This is a genomic window from Streptomyces mutabilis (assembly GCF_014649815.1).
Lineage (GTDB): Bacteria > Actinomycetota > Actinomycetes > Streptomycetales > Streptomycetaceae > Streptomyces > Streptomyces mutabilis.
The window spans coordinates 1-22,548 of sequence record NZ_BMTT01000027.1 but is presented as its reverse complement, the minus strand read 5'-3'; the positions used below and the strand labels follow the sequence as shown (position 1 = coordinate 22,548).

General features: G+C 69.4%; 24 protein-coding genes and 4 pseudogenes. 15 read left to right on the top strand and 13 right to left on the bottom strand.

Annotation, left to right across the window (positions count from 1 at the left end; translation table 11 throughout):
* Window positions 1-122 precede the first annotated feature (122 nt).
* Window positions 123-720: pseudogene (locus IE142_RS31720) on the top strand (CGNR zinc finger domain-containing protein).
* A 4-nt stretch (window positions 721-724) separates the two neighbouring features.
* The gene (locus IE142_RS31715) at window positions 725-1,117 is read left to right on the top strand and encodes an SRPBCC family protein (protein ID WP_191888924.1); all 393 of its coding nucleotides are present in this window, start codon (window positions 725-727) and stop codon (window positions 1,115-1,117) included.
* 109 nt (window positions 1,118-1,226) lie between these two features.
* Here IE142_RS31715 and IE142_RS31710 read toward each other — a convergent pair whose 3' ends face one another.
* The 4 genes from IE142_RS31710 to IE142_RS31695 all read right to left on the bottom strand — a co-directional run bounded on the left by IE142_RS31710 (window position 1,227) and on the right by IE142_RS31695 (window position 5,437).
* Window positions 1,227-2,324, bottom strand: coding sequence for a MerR family transcriptional regulator (locus IE142_RS31710; RefSeq protein WP_191888946.1), 1,098 nt, complete (start codon window positions 2,322-2,324; stop codon window positions 1,227-1,229).
* Window positions 2,325-2,618: 294 nt separating this feature from the next.
* Window positions 2,619-3,377: an SDR family NAD(P)-dependent oxidoreductase gene (locus IE142_RS31705; RefSeq protein WP_191888923.1), complete on the bottom strand. Its 759-nt coding sequence runs from the start codon at window positions 3,375-3,377 to the stop codon at window positions 2,619-2,621.
* Window positions 3,378-3,402: 25 nt separating this feature from the next.
* Window positions 3,403-4,749 carry an MFS transporter gene (locus IE142_RS31700; RefSeq protein ID WP_191888922.1) on the bottom strand — a complete coding sequence of 449 codons (1,347 nt, stop codon included), beginning with the start codon at window positions 4,747-4,749 and terminating at the stop codon, window positions 3,403-3,405.
* A gap of 103 nt (window positions 4,750-4,852) precedes the next feature.
* Window positions 4,853-5,437: a TetR/AcrR family transcriptional regulator gene (locus IE142_RS31695; protein ID WP_191888921.1), complete on the bottom strand. Its 585-nt coding sequence runs from the start codon at window positions 5,435-5,437 to the stop codon at window positions 4,853-4,855.
* Between IE142_RS31695 and IE142_RS31690 the strand changes: the two genes are divergently transcribed.
* From IE142_RS31690 to IE142_RS31685, 4 genes and pseudogenes are all read left to right on the top strand, one after another.
* Entirely contained in the window at window positions 5,330-5,968 is a 639-nt protein-coding gene (locus IE142_RS31690) for an ATP-binding protein (protein ID WP_306432627.1), read from the top strand. The genes IE142_RS31695 and IE142_RS31690 overlap by 108 nt on opposite strands.
* A gap of 275 nt (window positions 5,969-6,243) precedes the next feature.
* Window positions 6,244-6,432 (top strand): annotated as a pseudogene (locus tag IE142_RS37715) (hypothetical protein); the annotation flags it as partial.
* A 41-nt stretch (window positions 6,433-6,473) separates the two neighbouring features.
* Window positions 6,474-6,548 (top strand): annotated as a pseudogene (locus IE142_RS37710) (hypothetical protein); the annotation flags it as partial.
* Window positions 6,549-6,641: 93 nt separating this feature from the next.
* Window positions 6,642-7,355 (top strand): enolase C-terminal domain-like protein, encoded by a 714-nt coding sequence (locus tag IE142_RS31685; RefSeq protein ID WP_229831043.1) that lies wholly within the window; start codon window positions 6,642-6,644, stop codon window positions 7,353-7,355.
* A gap of 635 nt (window positions 7,356-7,990) precedes the next feature.
* Here IE142_RS31685 and IE142_RS31680 read toward each other — a convergent pair.
* Complete coding sequence (locus IE142_RS31680; RefSeq protein WP_191888920.1) at window positions 7,991-8,497, bottom strand: GNAT family N-acetyltransferase; 507 nt, start codon at window positions 8,495-8,497, stop codon at window positions 7,991-7,993.
* Window positions 8,498-8,603: 106 nt separating this feature from the next.
* Here IE142_RS31680 and IE142_RS31675 point away from each other — a divergent pair, with 106 nt between their 5' ends.
* Entirely contained in the window at window positions 8,604-9,257 is a 654-nt protein-coding gene (locus IE142_RS31675) for a maleylpyruvate isomerase N-terminal domain-containing protein (protein WP_191888919.1), read from the top strand.
* Window positions 9,258-9,457: 200 nt separating this feature from the next.
* A complete protein-coding gene (locus IE142_RS31670; protein WP_191888918.1) occupies window positions 9,458-10,990 on the top strand; it encodes a carboxylesterase/lipase family protein in 1,533 nt (510 codons plus the stop codon).
* Between the two features lie 368 nt (window positions 10,991-11,358).
* Here IE142_RS31670 and IE142_RS31665 read toward each other — a convergent pair.
* The 3 genes from IE142_RS31665 to IE142_RS31655 all read right to left on the bottom strand — a co-directional run bounded on the left by IE142_RS31665 (window position 11,359) and on the right by IE142_RS31655 (window position 13,728).
* Window positions 11,359-12,269 (bottom strand): IS5 family transposase gene (locus IE142_RS31665; RefSeq protein WP_268252994.1). Its coding sequence is split into 2 segments (ribosomal slippage): window positions 11,359-11,921 and window positions 11,921-12,269, totalling 912 coding nucleotides; the frame shifts between segments, so codons are not numbered across the junction.
* A 227-nt stretch (window positions 12,270-12,496) separates the two neighbouring features.
* Window positions 12,497-13,270 carry an SDR family oxidoreductase gene (locus IE142_RS31660; RefSeq protein ID WP_191888917.1) on the bottom strand — a complete coding sequence of 258 codons (774 nt, stop codon included), beginning with the start codon at window positions 13,268-13,270 and terminating at the stop codon, window positions 12,497-12,499.
* A gap of 53 nt (window positions 13,271-13,323) precedes the next feature.
* On the bottom strand, window positions 13,324-13,728 hold the full coding sequence (locus IE142_RS31655; RefSeq protein WP_056792618.1) for a hypothetical protein: 405 nt from the start codon (window positions 13,726-13,728) through the stop codon (window positions 13,324-13,326).
* 96 nt (window positions 13,729-13,824) lie between these two features.
* Here IE142_RS31655 and IE142_RS31650 point away from each other — a divergent pair, with 96 nt between their 5' ends.
* From IE142_RS31650 to IE142_RS31625, 6 genes are all read left to right on the top strand, one after another.
* Window positions 13,825-14,859, top strand: coding sequence for a helix-turn-helix transcriptional regulator (locus IE142_RS31650; protein ID WP_191888916.1), 1,035 nt, complete (start codon window positions 13,825-13,827; stop codon window positions 14,857-14,859).
* A gap of 127 nt (window positions 14,860-14,986) precedes the next feature.
* Window positions 14,987-15,199, top strand: coding sequence for a hypothetical protein (locus IE142_RS31645; protein WP_191888915.1), 213 nt, complete (start codon window positions 14,987-14,989; stop codon window positions 15,197-15,199).
* Window positions 15,184-15,528 (top strand): hypothetical protein, encoded by a 345-nt coding sequence (locus tag IE142_RS31640; protein WP_191888914.1) that lies wholly within the window; start codon window positions 15,184-15,186, stop codon window positions 15,526-15,528. The genes IE142_RS31645 and IE142_RS31640 overlap by 16 nt, the downstream gene beginning before the upstream one ends.
* 44 nt (window positions 15,529-15,572) lie before the next feature.
* The gene (locus IE142_RS31635) at window positions 15,573-16,619 is read left to right on the top strand and encodes a hypothetical protein (RefSeq protein WP_191888913.1); all 1,047 of its coding nucleotides are present in this window, start codon (window positions 15,573-15,575) and stop codon (window positions 16,617-16,619) included.
* Window positions 16,620-16,757: 138 nt separating this feature from the next.
* Window positions 16,758-17,150 (top strand): hypothetical protein, encoded by a 393-nt coding sequence (locus tag IE142_RS31630; protein WP_191888912.1) that lies wholly within the window; start codon window positions 16,758-16,760, stop codon window positions 17,148-17,150.
* A 179-nt stretch (window positions 17,151-17,329) separates the two neighbouring features.
* Complete coding sequence (locus tag IE142_RS31625; protein WP_191888911.1) at window positions 17,330-17,716, top strand: hypothetical protein; 387 nt, start codon at window positions 17,330-17,332, stop codon at window positions 17,714-17,716.
* A gap of 71 nt (window positions 17,717-17,787) precedes the next feature.
* Here IE142_RS31625 and IE142_RS39390 read toward each other — a convergent pair whose 3' ends face one another.
* From IE142_RS39390 to IE142_RS39385, 5 genes and pseudogenes are all read right to left on the bottom strand, one after another.
* Window positions 17,788-18,171 (bottom strand): helicase associated domain-containing protein, encoded by a 384-nt coding sequence (locus IE142_RS39390; protein WP_502266901.1) that lies wholly within the window; start codon window positions 18,169-18,171, stop codon window positions 17,788-17,790.
* 150 nt (window positions 18,172-18,321) lie between these two features.
* Window positions 18,322-19,669, bottom strand: a pseudogene (locus IE142_RS31620) (DEAD/DEAH box helicase family protein); the annotation flags it as partial.
* The gene (locus tag IE142_RS31615; protein ID WP_191888910.1) at window positions 19,666-20,145 is read right to left on the bottom strand and encodes a hypothetical protein; all 480 of its coding nucleotides are present in this window, start codon (window positions 20,143-20,145) and stop codon (window positions 19,666-19,668) included. The pseudogene IE142_RS31620 and the gene IE142_RS31615, both read right to left, overlap by 4 nt.
* Window positions 20,135-20,443, bottom strand: coding sequence for an ankyrin repeat domain-containing protein (locus IE142_RS31610; protein WP_229831039.1), 309 nt, complete (start codon window positions 20,441-20,443; stop codon window positions 20,135-20,137). The genes IE142_RS31615 and IE142_RS31610 overlap by 11 nt, the downstream gene beginning before the upstream one ends.
* Window positions 20,444-20,623: 180 nt before the next feature.
* Window positions 20,624-21,690, bottom strand: a protein-coding gene (locus tag IE142_RS39385; RefSeq protein WP_440862275.1) for an IS630 family transposase whose coding sequence is annotated in 2 segments (ribosomal slippage) — window positions 20,624-21,244 and window positions 21,247-21,690 — 1,065 coding nt in all. Because the reading frame shifts where the segments join, the coding sequence is not laid out codon by codon here.
* Between the two features lie 237 nt (window positions 21,691-21,927).
* Here IE142_RS39385 and IE142_RS31595 point away from each other — a divergent pair.
* A complete protein-coding gene (locus IE142_RS31595; RefSeq protein WP_191888907.1) occupies window positions 21,928-22,221 on the top strand; it encodes a hypothetical protein in 294 nt (97 codons plus the stop codon).
* The last annotated feature ends 327 nt before the right edge of the window (window positions 22,222-22,548 follow it).

The following is a 22,548-nucleotide window of genomic DNA, read 5'->3' as shown; positions in this document are numbered from 1 at the left end:
AGGCGGGGAACCTTGCCCCAGACTTGGGCCCGGCCCCAGAAGTCCGCCGCGGACGGCGTTCGTGCTGTCGACGCAGCGCCCGACTCCATGCCGTGCAACCGGTAACCGTTCTTATTGGTTGCATGGACTCCTCCGCAGCCAAGAGGCTGACGTTGCACTCCCACACCGGCGTCACCTACCGGTTCGGCCCCGGCGCTCTGCCTGGAACTGCTGATCACCGGCGGCTCCGGCCCCTACCGCCGGTATGAGGTCCTGCACCAGCCCGCCGACCTGGCCGCCTGGGTGGACCGGTCGCGCCTGACTCCGACGCCCGCACTGGACGTCTCCGAAGCGGACGTGGCCGGCATACGAGAACTGCGCGACGCTCTGATCCGGGTGATCATCGCCCACACGTGCGGCGAGCCTCACCCGCCCCGCGACCCGGAGGCCGTCAACGAAGCAGCCGCCTGTCCGGCCATGGCCCCGCCTTCACGCCGACCGGGAAGCGACATGGGCCGGAACCCTCGAACGGAACGCGCCTGGCGGCCACCGTCGCCCGCGACGCCGTCGAGCTGCTGACCGGCCCCTTCGCGCACCGCATCCGCACCCGCGCCGCTGAGGACTTTGCCACCTCGTCCGCGTTGACACCTCACGCCCCGGCCGCCGCTGGTGCTCCTGGAGCACTGCGGCAACCGCCACAAGGTCAGGGCGCTGCGTGCCCGCCACACTGAGGAAATGTGACCTCATGCCCACAGGACTCACCAAGGACGTCGGCTGGCAGATCGGCGTGTCCCGCACCCTGCCCCAGCCCGCAGCCATCGTCTGGGCTTTCATCAGTGCTCCCGAAGGCGTTGCCCTCTGGCTCGGCCCCGGCGCGGTCCTCACCCCGCAACGCGGCACCTTCTACCGGACGACCGAAGAAGTGACGGGCGAGGTGCGCGGCTACCGCGCGGACCGCGTCCGCGTCACCCACGGCACCACCACGGTCCAGGTCGCCCTCACCACCGCAGCGGACGGCGCCCGGACGACGCTCCGCTTCCACCAGGAGCACCTGGCGAGCGCCGAAGAGCGCGAACGGCAACGGGCCCACTGGCAGCACGTCATGGACCAGGACGTCACCGTCCTCGACCGGCAGTGACCGCCCAGGCGGTCAGGGCTGGGCTGAGACGAGGTACTCGCGGATCGTCTCGAACGCGTCGCGGGGCGTTCCCGGCGGCTCCCGCGCCGCGGGAGCGACGCGCCGAGGTTCAGGCGATGAGCAGGCGGAGGCCGAGATCTGCCGCGTCGAGGTCGGTGAGGTGGCGGTTGCCCTCGGCCCACCGGCCGGAGTCGAGATCGTTGCTGAGACTTCGTACCGCCCGCTGCTCGGCCTGCGGCCCGACCCTCGTCCACACCGACATCGCACGGCGTACGTGGTCCTCCAGATACGCCCGCGGCCGGCGCCAGTACGCCTCGAACAGGCCGTCGGTGCAGTCCCACGGGACGGGTACCGGTTCGGAGCGGGCGCCGATCGCGTCGGCCATCCCGGCGAGCGAGGGAAAGTCCGCGAGGACGGTGGCGAACTCCGGCAAATAGTCGCGAGTGAGCCAGAACCGGTCCTGCCATCCGTGCTCGTCGGTGTCGAAGGTGAGCACCACCACGCGACGGGCCACGCGCCGCATCTCGCGCAGCCCCGCTACCGGGTCCCCCCAGTGGTGAACGGTGGAGACGGCCATCGCGACGTCGAAGGAACGGTCCTCGAACGGCAGGTTCTCCGCGGCAGCGGCCACGCACGGCGCCGCGCCGGCGGGGCGCTGTTCGCGCATGACCGCCGATGGCTCCACCGCTCTCACGTCGCGATCGGCGGGCTCGTAGGAACCGGTGCCGGCCCCGACGTTCAGCACCGTCTGCGCGTCCCCGAGCGCGTCCCAGATCTGCGCGGCGATCCGCGGATCGGTACGCCGTGTCGCGGTGTAGGCGCCGCCGATCGCGTCGTACAGCCGTGCACCGAGCATCTCCAGTTGCTCATCCGGTGTCACCCGCAGTCCCTTCGCCCGTGCGTCGAGTTCCGTGTCGATGGCTGCCACCATGGCGTCCGCGCGGTCACGCCGCTCCAGCAGCAGGCCGCGCAGGCGGCGCAGGTGCGCGACCGCGTCGGTGGACGGGTCGCCGACCAGTTCGGCGACCTGCCGCAACCCGAAGCCCAGGCGCCGGTAGGCCAGCACCTCGCGCAGTCGCTCCACGTCGCCCGCCGAATAGGCCCGGTACCCGGACGCGGTGCGCGCCGACGGACGCACCAGCCCGATCTCGTCATAGTGATGCAGCGTGCGGACGCTCACGCCGGCGAGCCCGGCCACGCGTCCCACGGTCCAGTGATCCTCCACGGCACCGACTATGGAGCCTCACGCCACGTGAGGGTCAAGAGCGGGCCTCGGCTCCGAGCGCCGGCCGATGAAACGGTTCGGCTGCGACGCCGCCGAACTCACCGCGTCGCCGGCCACCTCACCTCGCACGGCCCGGTCCCGGAGACGCTCGCCGGGTCCCCGCCTGGCATCCACGATCTCGCGGGTGCCGCCGCTCTGTTGGCCGGGATGTGGCTCGCGTTCCGGCCCGTCGTGGCGGAGTTCCGTGCCGACGAGGGGGCCGGGGCCTGCGAGCCGTCAGGCCGAGGATCCGCTGTCGATGACCAGGTCGGTGCCCACGACCGCGCCGGCCGCGGGCGAGGCGAGGTAGAGCACCGCGGCCGCCACTTCCTCGGCCTCCGCGATCCTGCCGAGCGGGTTCTCTGTCTTCACTCGCTCGGCACGGTCGCCCTCGGTCTCGCCGGGCAGCAGCGACATGGGTCCGGCGGCAGCGCCCGGGCTGACCGCGTTGATGCGAATGCCCTGGTGGATGTGGTCGAGAGCGGCGGCACGGGTCAGCGCTGAGACCGCTGCCTTCGAGGTGATGTACGCGGCGGCGTTCGGGATCCGCAGGTGTGCGCCGAGGTTGGAGGAGATGTTGACGATGGTGCCGCCGCCGTTCTCCTTCATGTGCGCGATCTCGTGCTTCATGGCCAGCCAGACGCCGGTGACATTGGTTCGCAGCACCGCGTCCCAGTCCTCCTCGCTCACCTCGCCGACGGGGACGGCCCCGCGGAGTATCCCGGCGTTGTTGACCGCGATGTCCAGTCTGCCGAAACGGGTGACGCTCTCGCGTACGAGGTCCTGGAGCCGGCCGGAGTCGGTGACATCGGCGGTGACGGCGACGGCCGTGCCACCGGCTGCCTCGATGAGGCCGACCGTCTCCTCCAGAGAGGCCGCGGTGCGTCCAGCGGCGACCACGGAGGCGCCCTCGGAGGCGAAGGCGAGCGCGATCGCGCGGCCGAGGCCGGAGCCCGCGCCGGTGACGAGGACGGTCTTGCCCGTGAAGCGGTTCATTTCGTTGACTCCTGTGAGCGATGGATTACGTGGTGCGGTGGTTGAGGAGGGCCACGACGGCGAGGGCGGCACCCGTCGCGGCCAGGGACGAGGCGTCGCTGCCGAGCGTGAGCAGGACGGCGAAGAGGACGGTCGGGCCGACCTCCATCGCGGTGTTCAGCACGCCGCCCGCGAGCCCGGTCCGCTCCCGCGGCACACCTTCGGTGGCGAGCACGGCGGCTCCGGCGAAGGAGGCCGCGGCGCCGGCAGGCAGCAGCACGAGGCCCGGCAGCAGTCCGTACGCGTACCAGGTGTGCGCGTCGAGCCCGGTGGACGCGAGGAGGACGAGCCCGGCCGCGCCCGTGCCCAGCCCGGCGGAGGTGACGGCTCGGGCCCCGTACCGGCCGATGAGCGGTCCCGCCGCCCGGCCCGAGGCGATCAGCGCGACGGCGAACGGCACGAAGGCGGCCGAGGTCTGCGTCTGTGACCAGTCGCGCCCCTGCTGGAGGTGGAGTGAGAGAACCACGAAGGTCATCGCGGTCCCGCAGGCGCTCAGTGCGATGGCCGTGAGGGCGAGGGCCCGCCGCCGGTCGAGCAGGAAGCGGGGTGGCAGCAGCGGATCGCGGGCGAGGCGCTCGGCGAACCAGAACGCGGCCAGCAGAGCGGCCCCGCCGAGCAGGGGCACGAGCACGCCGGCCGACGACCACGGGCGGGCATCGGTGACGACGAGGCCGTAACTGGCGAGGACGATCCCCCCGGTGGCGAGCAGGGCGCCGGGCACATCGAGTCTCCGCTGCCGGTTCGGCGCGGTTGTCGGCAGCAGCCGGGGCGTGAGGGCGAGCGCTGCGACCGCCACCACGAGCGGTACGGCGAAGCTCCAACGCCAGGAGAACAGTTCCGAGATGACGCCGGAGAGCAGATTGCCCGCGGTCGCGCCGAGCACCGAGAGTCCGCCCCAGGTGGCCATCGCCCGGCCGTACGCGGTGGGGGAGGGGAAGACGGCGCGCAGTACGGCCATGGCGGCGGGCGCGGCGAGGGCCGCGCCCGCGCCCTGGGCGAAGCGTGCCGCGAGCAGTGCCCCGATGCCGGGGGCGAGCGGGGCGGCGGCAGAGGCGGTGGCGAACAGGACGAGGCCCGCGGTGAGCGCGCGTCGCCCGCCGTAACGGTCGGCGAGACGTCCGCCGAAGAGCACCAGTGCGCCGAAGGTCAGTCCGTAGGCGGCGCTGAGCAGGATCAGGTCGGCACGCTCCAGGCCGAACTCGCGCCCGATGCGGGGCAGCGGTACGGCGAGCGCGGCGAGCGTGAAGATCAGCGTGGTCTGGACGCTGCTGAGGAGGACGAAGACGCGTCGGTGTCGCACGGTGGCGACCCGGGCAGCGGCTGTGGCGGTCATGCAGCCCCCAGATCTTTGACCGATCGGTTCATTATTTGGGTGCACTGACACGCGGGCACGCGGACACACGAAAGGGAGCCCGGTGACTGACGGTAGGTGTGATTCAGTCCAGCAGGGCCAGCGCCTGCTCGGCCGCGTCCCGCACCCGGGCGGGATCGTCCGACGCCTTGCCGACGATCCGTACGCCTTGCAGCAGGACGAGCAGCATGCGGGCCAGCGCACGCGGATCGCGGTCCTCGGGAAGCTCGCCCTGGGCCCGGGCCCGTACGAGCGAGGAGTGCAGCAGGGTTTCGACGTGCTCCCAGCTCATCTCGACCCGGCGGGCCGCCGCGGTGTCGTGCGGGGCCAGTTCGGCCGCGGTGTTGGTGACGAAGCAGCCGTTCAGCCGCCCTTTCGGGGAGGCGGCCTCCGCGGCGAAGCGGCGCACCACGGCCCGCACCGCGGGGAGTGCGGGACCCGGCTGGGACAGCTCCGCGAGAAGAAGCGGGTCGCGCGATTCGACGTACCGGTCCATGGCCTTCAGGTACAACTCGTGCTTGCTGCCGAAGGTCGCGTAGATGCTGGCGCGGCCGATGCCGAGGTGCTCGACGAGGTCCGCCACCGACGTCGCTTCGTAGCCGCGCCGCCAGAACAGCTCGAGGGCCGACTGCAGCGCGGCGTCCGGATCGAATTCCTTGGTCCTGGCCACGTCGAGAACCATAAGCCTATTCAGAACGTCCGGTCAAATAACTGGGTGCCGCAGCAAGGACTGTTCGTCGGCCCTCCCGGCGTGGACAGAACCATGCTGTCCGTCGTCCTCGGACGAGCGGCCGTTGACGCCGGCCACCGCGTCCACTTCACCACCGCCGCCGAACTCGCAGCCAAGTGCCACGAGGCCGCCCTCGAAGGCCGCTGGAAAACCTGCATGCGCTTCTTCGCAGGCCCGAAGCTTGCGATCATCGACGAGCTCGGCTACCTGCCGCTGCCCGAAGACGGCGCCTCAGCCCTGTTCCAGGTGATCAACCAGAGGTATCTCAAGTCCAGCACGATCCTGACGACCCATGTCGGGATCGCCGACTGGGCCGGCACCTTCGGCGACGCCACCGTCGCCGCCGCCATGCTCGACCGGCTCCTGCACCGGGCGGCCGTCGCCGGCATCGACGGACCCTCCTACCGACTCCGCGGCCACCAGAACCAGGCCGACGCCATGCGCAAGGGGGTCAACGCACGCGTCTCCTGACCCCGAACTGGACGGGCTCGGACGCGTACAACAACGACACCAGGGCCTCCCGGCACTGCTCGGTTGGGATTCGCATCCCCGAGCTACCTAGAGGCCCTGTCTTCATGCGCGCACAACGGGAAGAGCACCCCGGCGAGAAACCCGTTCGGCCCGCACGTTCCATGATCGGTTGATATACGGCTTCTCAGTCGATGATGCGCTGCCCCACGGGTTCTCGTCAGTCCGCAGTGGACGGCCGATAGCGTCGGACGGCCGGTACTTCTCATGTCACCTTGATGACAACCTTGCCCGAGGCGTGTACAACCGACCCGGTGCTTCCGGGCCCGAACGATGTCGTGCACACGCTCATAGCCGTCCACACCGACGAAGGCATCACAGGTATCGGAAGCGCGTTCACCACCGAGAACCTCGTCCGGGGAGCGCTCGACCTCCTGCTCCCGCACCTCGTCGGACAGGACCCGGTGGAAGTCGAGCGGATCACGGAAACGCTGCACCAGACCGCGTTCTGGATGGGCCGGGCGGCGCGCTCACCCACGCGACGAGCGCCATCGACATCGCCCTGTGGGACATCGCCGGCCAGGCGCTCGGGCAGCCGGTCGGCCGACTGCTCGGCGGGCGCCACCGCACCCGGGTGCGCCCCTACGCGTCGGTACTCATGGACGACGCCGGCCCCATGACGGACAACCTCACCCAACTCGTGGAGCAGGGATTCACCGCGTTCAAGATCGGCTGGTGGAAATTCGGACGGGTGGACGCCGCCACCGACGAACACACCGTCGCCACCGCCCGCGCCGCGATAGGCGACCGGTTGCTCGCCGTCGACGCCGGCGGCTCCGAAGGCTTCTTCCCCGGTGGTCTGGCATGGGCGAAGCGAACCGCGCGGATGCTCGCCGACTACGACATCGCCTGGTTCGAGGAGGCCCTCGCACCGGACGACCTCGGAGGTTTCGCAGAGCTGCGCGCGGGTTCACCCGTCCCCATCAGCGGGGGCGAGGTACTCACCCGCAGGCAGAGCTTCGCCCCGTACCTGCGACGCCGCGCCTTCGACATAGTTCAGCCCGACACCACGAAGGGCGGCGGTCTGAGCGAGTCGCGCCGAATCGGCTGGGAGGCCCAGGACCTCGGCATCCGCCTGATTCCGCACGGATGGAACACGGCTATCGGTCTCGCCGCCGATCTGCAGCTCTCGTCCGCACTCGCGTCCACCGACCCCGTCGAGTACAAGACCGGGTCGGCCTATGTCGAAGACCTGGTCGCGGGAGAGTGGCGACTCGACGCCGACGGATACCTCGACATCCCCTCCGACCCCGGACTCGGAGTGTCCCTCGACCCGGAAGCAGTCGAGAAGTACGGCACGCGGCCCGCATCCGCGGACCCGAAGGAGTGAGCCTGCCGACGACTTTTCGAAGGTCAGCACGGTCTCGTCCTCCGCGGTCTCACCGGCCAGGTCAACCTGCTGCCCGGTCATGGCCACGACCTGCCAGGTGCGGTCGCAAAAGCGGACGTGCGCACCGACCTTGAGCACTGCTCTCCCACCGTGCCGCCCGCTCACCGCCCACCCCCGCGATGATGCCTGTCGGTTCTGCATTCCGTGGACGGCACCCTCGTCCACGCATGGCCGCCGCTTCCGGCGCCCCACTGCCTCCTGTGCCCGAAGTCGGAACCCCGACGAGGGCGGACCTCCTCCTCGCCTACGAGAGTTGAGCGAGGCGGGAACAGCCCCGTAGTGCGGGGCACGGGCGAAGGCCGACGTTTCGCGCCTGCAGTGCGCAAGTAGAGCGGCAGCCCCCGCCGACCGTTCACCCCAGTACCCACATGTTCCGACCGGACCGCCGCCTGCGACCACCGTCGCAGGCGGCGGTGCCGGCACCGTTTCGTGTCGTCGGGCATCGAAAGCGGGCGTTACGCTCAGATCCCAACTGGACCATGCGCGCGCTGCGGAGCCTGGTCCTCCCTCTTGAGCGCGGCATGCGACCACAAGCTGAGGATCTGAGACGCTGCTCGCCACGGCAGCGAGCCGCGTCACAGCTGCCGCCGCATGCACACGCGCGGCCAGCGGTCCAGACCGTCTGCCGCCTCACGCTCGCGGATCTTCCGCAGGCCAGGTGTCAGCATGCTGTCGGCCAGGACCCGGAAGCCACAACGCGAGTAGTAAGGGGCGTTCCACGGCACCTCGCTGAAGGTGGTGAGGGTCAGGGCGAGTGCCTGCTCACTCTGAGCGTGATCGGCCAGGTGGTCCAGAAGAGATTTGCCGACCCCGCGGCGCGCGCTGTCGGGGAGCACCGAAACCTGCTCAACATGGATGCCGCCGTCGACACGATCGGCGATCAGATAGGCAATCGGGACGTCGGCCGCATCGACCGCCACCCAGGCCAGCCCGCTCTGCTGGTACCGGACGAGTTCGCCGAGGGGGAGCGGATCGTCGTCGGCGATCTCCCGCATACCGATGTCGCGGAAGCGCTGACCCGCTGCCCTCTCGATGTCCTGCAGAACAGGCAACTCGTTCACACGCGGGGATCGAATGTCCATGTGTTCATTGTCCAAGACGACTGCGCAGAGTGGCCGGTGAGCGGTCGAGCCGGATCAGCGGGTCCTGCAGCCTGCCGCTTGGCACCGTGCCCGGTAGCCTGCCTGAATGTCACATTCCGAAGTAACTGATGCGCTGGTGAGCGGAAAGCACGTGCGCGAGGCCGTCGCTCACTGCGTCGCGGTCCTGTCCGATGTTCCCCCCTCCCGATGGAGTGCTCCAGCCGGTGACCTGGACTGGACGTGCTGGGAAACCCTGGAGCATCTCGCGGACGATCTGCTCACCTACGCGCTGCGCTTCGGGCTCGGACATCCCATGGACGTCCGGCGCGTGCCCCTGCGCCTGTCCAGCGACCGCGCCGACGGGCCCGTCAACGTCATATTCGGGGACGCGGCGGCGGGGGCCGAGGGGCTCCTGACCGTCGTCGAGGCGTGCGGCGGCGTGCTCGCTGCGATGGTGGACAGCACTGCCCCCACGGTGCTGGCCCCGCACGTCTTCGGCGCCTCCGACCCGGAGGGCTTCGCGGCGATGGGAGTCGTCGAAACACTCGTCCACACCTACGACATCGCCCAGGGGGCCCAACGTGACGGGAAGCCGACGGAGGACCTGAGCCGCCGGGCCCTCGTCCGGCTGTTTCCTGAGGTGCCCATTATCGACGACGCCTCGTCAACCCTGCTGTGGGCCACCGGACGCATCGGCAGCCCTGAGCGGCCCCGGCGCACGACCTGGCGCTGGTACGGCGCCCCTCGCAGGCGGCAGTGACCCGCCCAAGGAGAAGGGTCGCACAGAGGCACACGCTGTGCGGACTGACGACCTCAGCCCCGCTCGGCTGTCTGGTGAACTGGCCGTGGGCGGGCCCGCTGATTGCTGCCGACTGTGAACCGCCGCTCGACAATTGAGTTGTTCTGCCGTTCGGAGGCAGGTGAGCATGGTCGGGTACGAGCACCACGCGGAGAGGCTCCATGCACATCACCGTCCCCACCTCTGCAGGCCGCATTCGCGGACACTGGAAGGGGGAAGTGGCAGCGTTCATGGGCGTTCCCTACGCGGCGCCGCCGTTCGGTCCGCGACGCTTGTTGCCTCCCGAGCCGCCGCAGCCATGGACCGGAGTACGCGACGCGTTCGTCCCCGGCCCCAGCGCGCCCCAGCCCGGCTACCTCCCGGCGATGACCGGCCTGCTGGAAGAAGCGGTGGCGCCAGATGAGGACTGCCTGAACCTCAACGTGTGGACGCCCGCTCCGGGCCGCACCGGAGGACGGCTTCCGGTCATGGTGTGGATCCACGGCGGCGCGTTCCGCAACGGATCTGGCGCCTTGCCTTCCTACGACGGCGCGCGGCTCGCCGCCGACGGCGTCGTCTGCGTCACGCTGAACTACCGCCTCGGCGCGGAGGGTTTCCTCCTGTTGCCGGACAGCTCCTCCAACCTCGGTCTTCTTGACCAGATCGCCGCGATAAAATGGGTCCGCGACAACATCGTCGGCTTCGGCGGCGACCCGGACAATGTCACCGTCTTCGGTCAGTCCGCCGGCGCTATCAGCATCACCGCGCTCATGACCATGCCGCAGGCTCAGGGCCTGTTCCGCCGGGCTATCACGCAGAGCGGCGCCGGCCACCACAGCCACCCCGAGCACATCGCCCGACGCGTCACCGAGCGGCTGGCCGCCCTTGCCGGCGCGGAGCCGACACGCGAGAGTCTGGCCGCGGTGCCCTTCGAGCGGCTCATCGCCGCCGACGCTGCCCTGGGCCAGGAGATCGCGCAGGCGACCGATCCCGGACAGTGGGGTGAGTCGGGCGGCGGCGGCACTACGGTGCTGCCCGTCGTGGACGGAGTCACCCTGCCGCAGCGTCCGATCGATGCGCTTGCCGACGGGGCGAGCCGGGACATCGATCTGCTCACCGGCACGACGAGTGACGAGTTCCGCCTCTTCCTCGTTCCGCTGGGGATCGGCCCGCGGATCACGGACCAGGTGCTTCACGGCTTCCTCGCCGGCTTCGGCCTCGACCCCGTCGAGGCCTGCAAGGCATACGCGTATCCGGGGGCGACCCCGGGCGACCTGCTGTCGGGGGTCATGACCGACTACGCCTACCGGATCCCTGCTCTCCGGGCGGCCGAGGCTCGCGCCGCGCACGGAGCGGAAACGTTCGTATACGAATTCGCGTGGCCATCGCCCGCTTCTGATGGTGCCCTCGGCGCCTGCCACATGGCGGAGATCGGCTTTGTCTTCGGCAATCTTGCCCATCCGCTTGCCGGGCCCGACGCTCCCCGAGGACTATCCGATCGCATACGGGAAGCCTGGAGCTCCTTCGCCCGTACTGGACGCCCCACTGCTGCCCGTCCTCCTGGCGGCGGGCTGCCGCACTGGCCGGCTTACGCCGAACGGCGGTCCGTCATGCGGCTGGACGATGGTGCTGCATCTGTCGTGCTCGAGGATCCTGCCGCGGACCGGCGAAGGCTGTGGAACACCTTGCGTGAGGCCGTACCAGGCGGTGCCTGACCGACGCCGCGCGCTGCCAGCCGGTCCACCGACAAGGTCATCCGTCAGTCAGCGGGCGACTTCCCGCGGTCAGCACCAGCAGGGCCCGCACCAGCGCGGTCGCCCACCTCGGCAGGGCCAACGCCTCGGACCGTCGGGCACCGGCTCGCGAGGCGACGGGCAGGCAGCCTGAAGGGATGGGGGTGAGACGTCCATTCCGTCCCTGAAAAGTCCGCACCTGCTATGGCGTACCGGCGATCCTGCCCATCACGTCGTACACCTGCTGCGGAGTCAGCGGGGCTACGGAAAGCGCTCCTTGAGCTCGGCCCGTGTCCAGCCCCTCGAGAAGCTGGACGTCTCCGCTGAGCGGCAGGGCCCGGTGCCGGGCGCTAGGTCCTGTCTGACAAAGGATCTTGGTTGGGTTCGCGGAGCCAGAGGATGAGTGCGGCGAGGTGGACTCCGGCCGTGTAGCGGGTGGCGAGTTTGTCGAAGCGGGTGGCGATCGCGCGAAACTGCTTGAGGCGGTTGAAGCAGCGTTCGACCACGTTGCGGGCCTTGTAAAGCTCGCGGTCGAAGGCCGGGGGTCTGCCGCCGGCCTTCCCTCGCCGCAGACGGTTGGCCTTCTGGTCCGCCCGCTCAGGGATCACTGCCCGGATGCCTCTGCGTCGCAGGGACTGGCGGATCGCCCGGGACGAGTACGCCTTGTCCGCGACGACCGCATCGGGCCTGAGGCGGGGGCGCCCGGCGCCGGTCCGGGGCACCCTCAGCTCGTCCATGACCGTGTCGAAGACGGTGGAGTCGTTGACGTTGCCTGGCGTGACGACGACAGCCAGGGGCAGGCCCCGGCCGTCGCAGGCGAGGTGGAGCTTGGTGGTCAGCCCGCCTCGGGACCGGCCCAGCGCCTGGCCAGCCGACGGGCGTGCCGGATCTTCCAGTTCGTCCCCCGCCGCCGCCCCTTTTTGCGGGCACCGGCGGCGTGCTGATAGGCCCGGCTGATCGTGGAGTCGACCGACACGGTCCACTCCACGGCTCCGACGGAGTCGTCGCGAACCTGGGCCTGCTCAAGCAGGCGAGCCCAGGTTCCGTCCGCCTCCCAGCGGGCGAACCGTTCATAGACCGTCTGCCACGGCCCGTAGCGTTCCGGCAGGTCACGCCACGGAGCACCGGTCCGCAACCGCCACAACACCCCGTTGATCACCTGCCGGTGATCCCGCCAAGGACGACCACGACCGTCAACACCAGGCAGCAGGGGCGCTATCCGCTCCCATGCCGCATCCGTCAACTCACCCCGACCCACCACAAGATCAATTATCAGACAGTGCCTAGGGATCGTATTGAGTTCCGATCAATGGGTGGCTCGGGTGAGGTCCTTGAGCCAGATCATCGAGGCGCGTAGGTGGAGGCCGGCGAGGTAGCTGTCGGGAGACTTGTCGTACCGGGTCGTACCGGGTCGTACCGGGTGGCGATGCCACGCCAGGCCTTCATCTTGTTGATCAGCCGTTTGACGGTGTTCCTCTCCTTAGCACGTCAGAGGGCCATGCCTCCCGTTGCGTCGATGACCTGGCCGGTTACCCAGCGTGCGTCGTCGGAGGCGAGGAAGGCCACGATGTCGGCCATGTCTTCCGGCCGCCCGATCCGGCCGAGGGCGGCAAGAGACGCCGCTTGCGCCTCGGCATGCGGATCGCCCAGCAGGGTGGCCGCGCTGGCATCGGTGAGGACGGTTCCGGGGGCCACCGAGTTGACCGTGATGCCCCGGGGGCCCAGCTCCTTGGAGAGGGCGAGACTGAAGTTGTCCAGGGCTCCCTTGGTGGCGCCGTAGGCGATCATTCCCGGCGTGGCCAGGCGGGCCACGGAGCTGGAGATGTTGATGATCCGGCCCCCGTCGCGCAGGCGCGGCAGTCCTTGCTGCGTGACGAAGAACGGTGCACGCACGTTCACGGCGAAGACCTTGTCGAAGGCGTCCTCGGTCAACGACTCCAGGGATGCGAAATCCCCGATGCCGACGTTGTTGACGATGATGTCGAGCTTCCCGTCGGGCACGTGCTCCGTGCCCGCGGCGTCGAAGGCGGCCCAGAGGCGGGCCGCGTCGCCGCGTTCGCCCAGCCCCGCCTGGAATGCGAAGGCCCGACCTCCGTTCTTGCGGATGTTTTCGACGGTCTCGCCCGCCGCCGTCTCGTCGCGGGCGTAGGTGACGCCGACGGCGGCGCCGTCCTGGGCGAGCCGCTCCGCGATCGCCCGGCCGATGCCCCGGCTGCCGCCGGTGACCAGTGCGACCTTGTCCTCGAGTGCTCTTGCAGACATGGCGGAAGACCGCCTCCCGTTCATCGAATCGTCTCTTGAGTGCTATGGAGCGCCTAGACCAGCGGCTTGTGTTCGGGCCACCACCGCTGGACGGCTTCGACAGCCGTCGTCGGGCTGACGTTGAAGCAGAGCTTCGCGCCGGGTGCCAGCTCGTGGGTGGTGTTGACCAGCACCTCCAACAGCGGGGTCAGCTCCGGGTCCAGCCGGACGCCGGCGCCGATCAGCACGATGTCGTAGTCCTTGGCGGTCAACGCGGCGCGAAAGACCGCCTCGGCCGTGCGGCCGTAGTCGAGCAGGCAGACATCGACACTGAGGCCGAGCTCCTCGAGCCGAGCCCGGCCCGCGGCCATTCCGGCCCGGACCGCCTCGGCGTCGATTTCAGGGAACGCCGCCCGTGACGAGGGCGCGTCGTCCACCAGCGCTGGATCCAGTCCGACGTTGAGCATGGACGGGGACATGTCGGTGTACCTCCGGTGACCTGGGGTTTCTCGGACCCACGGTAGGCGCCTGAAGGTCGGGCGGCCCTCCCGCATTTCTGGGATACCGTGGCAAGGGTGAGTTCCCCGATGGTCCGGCGCGAGACCGTGCGCGACATCGAGGCGATCTGCCGTCTTGACCTCGACTCCCGAATACTGCGCCGCCGGATCGCCGACCGGCTGACACGCCTCATCCCGGCCGACTCCTACTGCTTCAGCACGATCGACCCGATGACGCTGCTGACCGCCGACCAAGTCAGCGCCGGGCTCGTACCGGAGGCGGCCGCGGCCGCCGCGCACAACGAGTACCTGGTGGACGACGTCCTGAAGTTCGCGGCGCTGGCCCGCTCCGAGGTGTCCGCGGGCACGCTCGGTGCGGCCACCGGCGGTGATCCGGAATCCAGCCACCGCTACCGGACCGTACTGCCGATGATCGACGCACGGCACGAGCTGCGGGCGGGCTTCGTGGTGGACGGCCGCTGCTGGGGCGTCGTCGCCCTCTTCCGCGGCGGCCGGCGGCCCGACTTCACCCCGGCCGACGTCGGTGTCCTGTGGCGGCTGTCCGCCCCGGTCGGTGCGGCCCTGCGCCGGGCCGCCCACCGGGCACCCGACGACACCGCTGCGGGCCCGTCCGAGGCCGGAGTGCTCCTGCTCGACCAGGACTTGCGGCTGTTTTCGGAGAACCTGGCCGCGAAACTCTGGCGGGACGAGCTGGGCCCGTCGCAGGCGGAACTGCCGTCCGCGATCCTGGAGGTGGCCGCCCGGGGAAGAGGCGCTGAGCTGCCGGCGTACGGACGCATCCGCGGCCGCTCGGGCCGGTGGCTCTCCGTCCAGGCCTCGCCGCTGAGTGGTGGCCCGCACCCGGCAGCCATCGCCGTGACGGTACATCCGGCGCCGGCCGCCGACGTGGCCGAGATACTGCTGCTCGCGTACGGGCTTACACCGCGCGAGCGGGACGTGCTGGCGCGAGTCGTCGCCGGTCTGCCGTCGCGGACCATCGCCGTGGAACTGCACATCACCCCGGCGACCGTGCAGGACCATCTGAAGAGTGTGTTCGCGAAGACCGGTGTCCGCAGCCGCAGCGAACTGGTGGCGACGGTCCTGGGCCTGTGACCGGACGAGTGATTACTGAGTTTTTCGTTAGCACGCTGCGGGCCTCGCCGGACGGCCCCGGCGTCTTGGTGCACCACACCTGCATGTGGGAGGTCCACCACCCCTCGCGCGGGAGAGTGACCGCGGCTTGCCCCGCACGGACCGCAGTCCGCTCGCGGCGGCGGTGGCCGATGCCCTCGACGCCTACGACGTGATCGTCCTGCTGCCGAGGTACTGGTCCTACCCCGACCGGGAGAGCGCGACAGCGCACGTCGTTCTTGGGGAGATCGCATCTTTCCGCACACCGACTGCAGGACCGCGCTCCCGGGTCCCGGGGGCGAAGAGATGGGTGTCCCGCTGAGCCCCGAGCAGAGCGCGGCGGTTCTGCGTGCACGGTGCCCGGGCTTCCTCTTCGGATCTCCGCATCTGCCCATCCGTCTGGACGGAGTGATCTGGCAGTCGAACGGGGAGTTGCCCGTCGATGAGGACTACCTGGCGGGCGTCGACCGGGACATGAACCGCGCCGGGCTATGCCCCCTTGGCTGGGCAATCTCCGAGCGCTGGCCTTCCTCGCACCGGGAGCTCCCCGAGCCCGGCCGGCTGAAGGACCTCAGCTTCGTCCAGCGGTACCAGCCCATCGCGGGGCGCCTGCGCAAGGCGCTGGACGCCCGTCCCTCCCGCAGGAACTGACGCGACAGGGCTGGCCCGCACCGCGATTGTGGACCAGCCCTTCGATGCTCTTGGTCGTCCTGCCCGGCACGGGCCGTGCCCGCACCGTCGCCGCATTCTCACTGACGGCGCTGAACAAGCTCACGGACAACCTTGCCAAGGAGACCAAGAAGAGCCTGGAGCGCGCCCAACGACGGCACCCTGCTCGTATGTCTGCACAGCTCGATGTCAACGTCAGCGCGGTCTCCGGTGGTGAGCTGACCGAGAGCAGCGGCTTTCTGGCCCGGTTGCTGCTCTTGCTGGACACCCGGAGCGGGCGTGGCGCCAGCCTGTCGCAGATCGAGCAGGAATTTCAGGAGGACCTGGCTCCCCTCGCACTTCAGTTGGAACAGCGAGGCCTGGTGAGGGCCTTGCGGGCCGGGTCCGGCCTCTATGCCATCCACCTCAGCGATGAGGGCCTGGCCGAGGTGCACCGGCTGAAGGAGCTGCAGAAGAACCGTGCTGCCCGCTTGCGGCACACCATGGACGCCTTCCACCGGTGGCTGTTCGACACCGCAGGCGACCGCGAGCCCATCAACCCGGTGCTGTTCCTTGACACACCTTGGTCGTTCTTCGCCGGGGCCGTGACCACCGAATCCGAGCTGCACGAAGCGCTCGGCTACCTGTCTGAGCACCAGCTGATCCAGTACATCGAAAACGAACCCGTCACCGTCGCCATCACACCTCAGGGCGTCAGCTGCGCCCTGGCAGGAGGAAGCGTGCAGGACCACGTCAACCGGCAGCACCCCGGCGCCACTTACAACAACTTCCTGCCGAACGCGCAGGGCGTCATCATCGGCGAGCAGCAGAACGTCACCCAGAACAACACCGCCGACATCGACCCGAGCGAGTTCATTCGGCTGGCCGGTTACGTCGGCCAGATCAGCAACACCCTGGGCATGCCCGAGACGGACCGGCGTGGAACTGGAGCGCGTCGCCCAGGACCTCCATGCCGAAGCGACGTCGCCGGCCCCCGAGCCGGGCCGGATGAGGCAGTTCGCGACCCAGGTCAAGGACATGCTGGTGGGAGCCGGAGCGACGGCGGCCGCTCAGGTCGGCATTCAGATGGCTGAGCAGGCCCTGGGCACGCTCGTGTAGCGCCTTGCGCCACAGGACGGAGTCCCGGGAGATCAGGCATGGTGCCCGGGGCTCCGGCTGTGTGAGCGTTCAAGGCGGTCGATCGTCGGGACGCGGGCCAGTAGTCTCCGGCCATGGGAGATGCGGTCAAACCGGAAATGCTGCGCACCGCTATAGCCAGCGCTGTAGGCGAGTTGAAGTCCTACGAGGTTCCGGCTGAGTGCGTGCGTCTGGGGCTCGCGCCGGGTGAAGAAGACGAAGCCTTCAGGAGCAAGTTCCGCTACGTTCTCACGCGCCTGCGTCCGCTGGCCGTGCCGGAACTGACCACCGTGGCCCGCAAGGTGGTGGACGAGTACGACGTTCCAGCGCTGGAGCAGATTCTCGCGTCGCTGGGTATGACCGGAGTCGACGGCGAGTTCAAGAACCTGATCTTCGCGTCGCGGCCAACGGCCCCAAGCCCGACATCGTTCTGCGCGACGCCGTCAGTAACCGCCTGGAGATCGTCCGCAACGCCGAATACTGCCTGACGTACCCCCGACCTCTCGACGCCGCCGGCCTGTCGTGGGAAGCCCTCGTCAACTGGTGGCAGCGGACGCATCCGACGGGGCAGAAGGATCAGCCGTCTGCCTCCCAGGCGTTGTGTGCACGACTTGCGGAGTCGCTTGAGTCCCCGCCGGAAGAAGTCCTCTTCCACACCCACGCGGCGTTGTACTTCCGGGAGGAAGGACATACACTGCCCGCCCTGATCCCGCAGGTGTGCCTCCACTACGACCCCTACACGGCGAAGCGCCGTGCCGAGCCGGGCCCTCTCGCTCGGCAGCGCATGGACTTCCTCCTGTTGCTGCCGAACCGAGTGCGCGTGGTCCTGGAGGTCGATGGCCAACAGCACTACTCAGTCGACGGCAAAGCGACACCACAGCTCTACGCCCAGATGGTGTCGGAGGACCGGCAGCTGAGCCTTTCCGGCAACGACGTCTACCGCTTTGGCGGCCATGAACTGGACCGAAACAACGGCCCGCGCATAGTCGCAGGCTTCTTCCGGGAACTCTTCCAGCGCTACGACATTCTGCTACCGCCCTCAGTCACCGACTGATAGCCAGCAGCGCGGGCAAGCCGTGAGGGAAGAACGTGCTGGGCCCGTGCGCTCCTCACGCACGGGCCAGATCATGCCCAGCCCATTCCCAGTTTCCGTAGCGTCTCCAGTTGCTCTTGGGTGAGCTTGTCCCGCCTCGCGCGAGTGTTCGATACCCATACGCCCAGCTTGACCACCACCGGCTCCGCCTCGCCCTGGACGGCGATCTCCTCACTGTGGCCCCTTGGTACTGGCCGTTGGCCTTCCCGTTCCACCCACTGCGTCAGGGCCGTCAGGCCCCGCTGGAACGCCTGCTGCGCCTTGGTCGCGCGCTTGGCCGTCGGGGCGGGAGACGGCGCCTCGGCGGGCCTGATGCCCAGCTCGGACAGCCGTTCCTGTTGCGCGGCCGAAAGTGACGCCCACGTACCCGGTTTCTTATGCCGCTGGAGCCATCGCCCGATGTCGTCGCCGTCCATGAGCACGCCGGCCTTGATATCGGGCAGGACGCCGTGGGGTTCGTCGGCGGCGAGGTCGCGTAGTACGGCGTAATGGCGTTGCCAGTCCAGCGGCCAGGGGCAGTTCCAATCCGGGTCGATCGCGGTCAGCTGTTTCGCGCGGTCCGCCCGCGCGCGGCCGATGTTCTGCACGATTTCGACCTGCGAGCCACGCGTGTCGGCGAAGCAGATGGCTTCGACTCCGCGTTCGCCGGTGATGTCGACGCCTTCGCCGAGGACGCGGCAGCTGGCGAGAAACGCGCGGTGGACCCGGCGCCCTGCCGCGTCGATGCCGTTGGCGAACTGACGGAGGGCTTCGCGTCGTTCGGTGACGAGGTGGTCGCCGCACAGCCACGTTGACCACACCCGCTCCGGCGGCACGTGCCGACCAGCCTCGAGCTCGTACAGCTCCGCGCCGATCGACGACGCGGGCAGCTTCTCGGCGGCCGCCAGGTCCCCGTCCGAGGCATCGCGTGCATACAGCGCCGCTGCGGTCTTCGGCAGCTTCTCCGCGAAGGCCGCAGCTTCCTCGACCCTCTGGTGGAACGTCATGACCGTACGCAGGTTGTACGCCGCAGCGTGTTCCAGGAGCGCGGTCTGCAGGAGCGCCAGACGCCGGCCCCGCTGCGCCTCCTCCGACTCCCCGACGATGGGGGAGGGGTCACGGATCTCGAGAACGTCGATCTCGAACCCGGCGAGGATGCCCCGCTCGATCGCCTCCGAAAAGCCCCAGCTCGGCGCCGGGAAGCCACGCCCCGAAGGTGCCGTCCGGATTGTCGGCCATGCTCGCTAGCTCCACCTCCGTCCCGCCCGCGCCCTTCTGCGGGCGGGGGGAGGCGAGAATGCGCGGGGTGGCGGTGAGGTAGAGCCGGAAGCCAGCGGGAATGCGGGCGTTGTCGTGGATCGCCGCCCACGGCCGACCAAGATCACCCGCGGTTGAGTGGGCTTCGTCGATGATGGCGAGGTCGAACGGGGCCATCTGCTGCCCGTAGAGCCGCTCCCCGCCCGCGAGGGCGGCTTCAAGCGGCCCGCGGACCGTCTGCTGGCCGGTCTGGTCCTCCGGATCCTCGCGGTCCACCAGGGAGGCGTAGGTGGCGAACACGACCACAGGCCCGGTTCCAGCCCACAGCGCGAGCTGGATCGCATTCGTGGTGGTGCGCACCCCCAGCGCGCCCAGCACCGGGTCGTTCTCCAGCGAGCACACCGCCACCATCGGCGCCCTATGGCCCACCAGGCGCCACGCCTGGGCGGTCTGCACGAGCAGGTCCAGGGTCGGCACGGTGACGAGGATCCGTCCGCCCGGGAAGCACTCCAGCGCGCTTGCTGCAGCCGTGATCGTCTTGCCTGATCCGGTGGCGGACACCAGCGTGCCTCGGGCCCCCTGCCCGGACACAGAATATCTTGCAAAGGATTTGACCCATTCCCGAATGGCCGTTTTCTGGGTCACCTGATGTTCCCGGAGGCTGATCACAGAACTCATCCTTTTCTTTTCCCGGGTGACATCAGGTTCCTCCACCACGACCCCGACGAAGCTGCGGACACGCCAGAGACAGAGCAGGGATGGGGGTACCTCTCGATCCCGCCGCGCGCGGGCAGCTCGTCCTCGAAGTCGCAGGTGGCTACGGCCTTGAAGCCGCCACGCCACAGCGCTTCGAGCACGACCGTGACAGCCTGCACCACCTCGTCCGGCGTCCCCTCGGGGGCCTCGCACTCCAGCACGGTCGGCCACTGAATGAAGTCGAGGGGGTGGGCGTGCCGGCCGGTGGCGTAGTCGTTGTGCTCGCCTTCCACGCGCAGCGGCCCGACGGTCAGCTCCGCACCGTCGTCCTCGACGAGGCCGAGGGCGTTTTGGAGCCGGGCTACAACCCGCGGGGCGGTTACGGCGTCCACGTAGATCGAGGCGTCGCTGTAAGCGGAGTCCGGCGCGAGGGGCGAAGACTCGCGATCATCTGCCATGCGCACTCCCTGGAGTCTCCGCCGGTGTGAGGACGAGGAAGCGCTGGAGCAGCCGTTTGATCGGCTCGTGGTGGTAGTACTCGGCGATCTGCAGGGGAGTCTCGCCGTCGATGCCCGGCAGGCGTGGGTCGGCACCGTAGGCCAGCAGGATCGCTGTGGAGGCCGTGTTCAGCGGGTAGTTCGCCTGGACGTGGCCTTGGCCTTCCAGGTCGATCGCGTGAGTGAGCAGCGTGTGCCCGAAGCACACCTCGTTCGGATCCGCCCCAGCATCCAGGCATGGAGAGGGTCTCGTACTCACTGATCTCCACGGCCTGATGCGCCGGTGTCCACGGCTCCACCTCAGGCCAGGAGCTCGGCCTCAGCGCATCGGAACCCATGGCGCCCTTCCCCTCTCCACCGGCCTCACTGGGCCGTGGCTGTCAGATAGCAGACGGGCCACGGACCTACTGAGGTTGAACTCGTGATGTCGTGGGGTTGCTCAGGCGGGCCTGATGGTCAGGCCGGTCTCGGCGAGGCAGCCGTCGATGAGGTGACTGCGGTACTGGATGTGCCGTAGGCCGCGTCGGATGCGCTGGACGAGGTGTTCGGGGGTGGAGAAGGCGACGTTGGAGAGCCAGCCGCGTCGCAGGAGGGACCATATTCCTTCGACGGGGTTGAGGTCGGGTGCGTAGGGCGGCAAGTAGTAGATGGTCAGCCAGTCCCGTGATTCGGCTAACTTCTTCAGGTCGGCGGCCTTGTGGACGTTGAGGTTGTCCCAGATGAGCACGATCGGGCCGCCGAGCTGCTGGTGGGCGGCGATCAGCAGGTCCCGGTAGTCGCGCCAGGAGAAGCTCTCACGTCCGTCGCGGTTGCCGTCGTCCCGGCGCGGCCGGTAGATCAGTTTTGAGCGGTGGCCGGGTTTGTAGCAGGTCAGCGCCGCGATGGAGATGCGTCTGCGGGAGCGGCCGCGGACCCGCACCACCGGGGTTCGACCGCGCTGTGACCAGGTCTTCGCCTGCGGCGGCGTCATGGAGAATCCGGCCTCGTCCTCGAAGACGAGCCAGGCTCCACTCACCGCCGCGAGTCTTCCGCGCAGGGCCACACCTCCTTGATCCATCCGGCCACCGACTCGTCGTCCCGCTCGATCGCACGTCGGGCCGGCACCTGACATGACCAGCCATTACGGACCAGGAGCTTGCGCACACCTTGGATCGTGTAGGTCAGGTGGAAGCGCCGGCCGATCACCGTCTTCACCCGGCTCAGGGTCCAGCGCTGGTCTTCCCAGCCGTGCGCGGCCGGCCCATTGGCCAGCTCCGCCTCCAGTTGGGCGAACTGCTTCTCGCTCAGCCTCGGCAGTGACGCCGGCCCCTGCGACCGCAGCGCCCGCGGACCGCCCTCGTCCCACATCTGCCGCCATCGCTGCACCGAACGAACACTGACCCGTAGGTCCTTGGCAATCACCGAGCTCGTCTCGCCCCGAGCGAACCTCTCGGCCGCCTTGAGCCGTAACTCCTCGCGGAACTGCTGCCGTTCGGCGGTCAGCCCGCCCCCTTGTGGATACCGCATGCCCCGGTGATACCGCACGAGCGACGAGCCGTCAGCCCCTACGACACCACGAGTTCAACCTCAGTAACGCGCCGAGGCCGATACGCCCTCAATCCCCGCTACCGGGTGTCCCCGCTTTTCGCCAATGCTACATGCTGCATCACATCGAGATACGGATTTGCGAGACCCTCGACCGGTCCCTGCCACAAAATCTCTGTAACCCTGATGGGCGTCGCGCATTGGGGTACACGGTGCCGCATGGCACCGAAGACCGAACGCATCCAGTTCCTGCGGGCCGTGCGGCAACTGCGCCGCATCCGCGCTTTCTACGCTGCAGCCATCCTGCTGTGGACGGGGTCCGCGGCCTGGACCGGCTGGCAGGCCCCGGGGAGTGCGCAGATGTGGGTGTCCGTCCTCCTCCTGGCGGTCTTCACCGCTCTCCTCGTCACCGCGAGTCTCGCCCTGCGGCGTCTCGCCGTTCCCGCGACGGGCCGGCCTGTGCACCACGCCCCGCACAAGCTGCCAAGCATCCGCCCTCACGCGCACGCCTGAAGGGCCGTCACCCTTCCCTCGAGCCGGCCGCCCCCGACCGCGCCAACCGGCGCGCTGACAGCCCGTTACCGAACCACCGCACCCCCCTCCCTGTAGGTGCTCGGGCCGAAGGCCCGTTGGCCGGCCCGCGCAGCGGGTCCGGCCTTTGTGGCGCGCAGCGCCACCAGATGGCTGGAGCGCAGCGGAGGCCACCTCGGGGCCGCAGGCCCAGCAGCTCCGGGAGCGCAGCGTCCCGCCAGCGCTCCCGCGGAGCGGGAGCGCAACACCCGCGCGCAGCGCGGGTGTTCGTTTGCCCATCGCGCAGCGATGGGGTACCCGCTCCGCGGG